This is a genomic window from Pelagibacterium lentulum (genome assembly GCF_003992625.1).
Lineage (GTDB): Bacteria > Pseudomonadota > Alphaproteobacteria > Rhizobiales > Devosiaceae > Pelagibacterium > Pelagibacterium lentulum.
On sequence record NZ_RZMW01000046.1, the window covers coordinates 1 to 2851 of the forward strand.

The window sequence follows — 2851 nt, forward strand, 5'->3', positions numbered from 1 at the left end:
GCTTCCTGTGCGGCAATCACCTCTTGGGCAAGCGCGCGAACCTCCGGATCGGTTCCATGCTTGAGAACGACATTTGCCATGTCGATCGCACCCTGGTGATGCGGGATCATGCCGCGCATGAAATCGACATCGGCATCACCGGTAAATTCGATAGCCATGTCGGCATGCATCCGGTCGTTTGCTTCCTGATAGGCGCGGATGACCGGATCGTCTGAAGAGCGTACAGAGATATGGACGCCATGGGTGTCATGACCTGCGTGTGTATTTTGGCCGGCATTGCCCGTTTGCGCCTGCGCGAAAGAAAGGCTGGCCGCGGCGATGATAGCGCCACCGATAAAGATTGGGGTGAGCTTGTTCATTCTGGCTTTCTCCAAATGGTGCGTACGGGCAATCAGCTCGCCGGGGTAGCGGGATAACCGGCCTCTTTGAGACTGCCCTCAAATGCATCACGAGGGTGATCGGATAGGATTTCGACCTTTCGCGTGGCGGGATCGGCAGTGACCCTGGCCATAGGGTCCACCGATTGAATCGCCCTGGTAACACTGCTGGCACAACCGCCACAGGTCATGTTTTCGATATGGAAGTGCATGAGAAACTCCTCTGTTTCGGTCTCACGCTTTTTCATATGGGGCTTCCCACTGTTGGAAGGTCAAGAGATCAAAAAACTTTCGGAATACCCATTGACCTTCCCATCGTTGGAAACCCCACCTTCCTTCGCGAACGAAATATTCGAAGCGGAGAAGAAAAATGAACGCTCCCGTAAAAGACCACTCGGCGGCTGCCCAGATTATCGGTCTGCCGATCGAAGGCATGACCTGTGCCTCATGTGTTGGCCGCGTTGAAAAGGCGCTCAAGGCCGTGCCCGGCGTCGAAAGCGCCACCGTCAATCTCGCCACGGAACGGGCCGATGTCATGGCTTCCGGACCGGTGGATCGTCAAGCGCTGGTCCGCAGCATCGAGGAGGCCGGCTATTCCGTTCCGTCCGCTGCCACCGAGCTCGCCATTGACGGCATGACCTGTGCCTCCTGCGTTGGGTCCGTGGAGCGCGCCCTGAAAGCTGTTCCCGGCGTGGTCTCGGCAACAGTAAACCTTGCAACTGAGCGGGCAGTAATCCAGGGCAATGTGGATGTGGCGCTGCTCGTCAAGGCGGTCGAGGGGACGGGTTACAGCGCAAAGGCCGTTGATCGAAGCGGCGCTGACGACGGGGAAGCCGCTGCCCGTAAAGAAGCCGAGACGATTGCTCTGAAGCGCGACGTCACACTGGCGGCTCTGCTGACCCTGCCTGTCTTCATTCTCGAAATGGGTTCGCACACGATCCCTGGAATGCATGATCTGGTCATGGGAACGATCGGGATGCAGTGGAACTGGTACATCCAGTTCGCTCTGGCCACGCTTGTGCTGTTCGTTCCTGGCATCCGTTTCTATGAGAAGGGCTTTCCCGCACTGTTGCGCGGCGCCGCCGACATGAACTCGCTGGTCGCCGTCGGCACCATGGCAGCCTATCTCTATTCGCTCGTCGCCACATTCGCGCCGGCGTTCCTTCCGGCGGGGACGGTCAACGTCTACTTCGAAGCTGCGGCAGTCATCGTCACGCTCATTCTGCTCGGCCGCTTCCTGGAGGCCCGCGCCAAGGGAAGGTCGTCCGAAGCCATCAAACGCCTGGTCGGCCTGCAGGCCAAAACGGCAAGCGTGCGCCGCGACGGACGGGTTCAGCAGGTGGACATTTCTGACGTTGTCTCCGGCGACATCATCGAGGTGCGGCCGGGCGAGCGTATCCCCGTGGACGGCGAAGTGGTCGATGGCGACAGCTATGTCGATGAATCGATGATCACCGGCGAACCGATCCCCGTCGCTAAATCGGCCGGCAGCGAGGTGGTTGGCGGCACCGTAAACCAGACGGGGGCCTTTGCCTTCCGGGCAACGGCCGTCGGCAGCGCCACCATGCTGGCGCAGATCATCCGGATGGTCGAAGAGGCTCAAGGCTCCAAGCTGCCGATCCAGGCGATGGTCGACAAGGTGACCATGTGGTTCGTGCCTGCCGTCATGGCAGTTGCAGCCGCCACCTTCCTGGTCTGGCTGTTCTTCGGTCCTTCGCCCGCGCTCACTTTTGCACTCGTCAATGCCGTGGCCGTGCTCATCATTGCCTGCCCCTGTGCGATGGGCCTGGCCACACCAACCTCGATCATGGTCGGCACGGGACGCGGCGCGGAGATGGGCGTTCTCTTCCGCAAGGGCGAAGCGCTCCAGCTACTGCGCGAGGCCAAGGTCGTGGCGCTCGACAAGACGGGCACGCTGACCGAAGGCAGGCCTGCCCTAACCGATCTTGAACTGGTGGACGGATTTGACCGCGCAACCGTCCTTGCGCAGATTGCAGCCGTCGAGGCAAAATCCGAGCACCCGATTGCCCGCGCTATTGTCGAGGCGGCAGAAGCGAAGGGGTTACGCCTGCCGGCCGTCGCCCGGTTCGCTTCAGTCACGGGTTTTGGCGTGAAGGCAGAGGTCGAAGGCTCCCGCATCGAAGTCGGTGCCGACCGCTATATGCTCGAACTCGGCCTCGACGTCGGTGCCTTTGCGGACACGGCCGCCAAGCTGGCCGATGAAGGCAAGTCGCCGCTTTATGCGGCCATCGACGGCAAGCTGGCCGCAATCATTGCAGTATCCGATCCCATCAAGGACACCACGCAAGAGGCTATTGCCGCCCTGCACCGGCTGGGGCTGAAAGTGGCAATGATTACCGGCGACAATCGCCGCACCGCCGAGGCCATCGCCCATCGGCTGGGGATAGACGAGGTGATTGCCGAGGTTCTGCCAGAAGGCAAGGTCGACGCTGTTCGCCGCCTCAAGCAGCAAC

The 2851-nt window shown here is 60.9% G+C and carries 3 protein-coding genes; 1 reads left to right on the forward strand and 2 read right to left on the reverse strand.

Annotated features, from left to right (window positions below):
• Both copM and EO133_RS18375 read right to left on the reverse strand, forming a co-directional pair.
• A partial coding sequence (gene copM, locus EO133_RS18370) for a CopM family metallochaperone (protein ID WP_127074112.1) occupies positions 1 to 359 on the reverse strand: 359 nt, incomplete at its 3' end.
• Positions 360 to 391: 32 nt separating this feature from the next.
• Positions 392 to 625, reverse strand: a complete 234-nt coding sequence (locus tag EO133_RS18375; RefSeq protein WP_244640654.1) for a heavy-metal-associated domain-containing protein — start codon at positions 623 to 625, stop codon at positions 392 to 394.
• Positions 626 to 747: 122 nt separating this feature from the next.
• Here EO133_RS18375 and EO133_RS18380 point away from each other — a divergent pair.
• Positions 748 to 2851: heavy metal translocating P-type ATPase (locus EO133_RS18380; RefSeq protein WP_428372684.1), on the forward strand; the 2104-nt coding region annotated here is incomplete at its 3' end.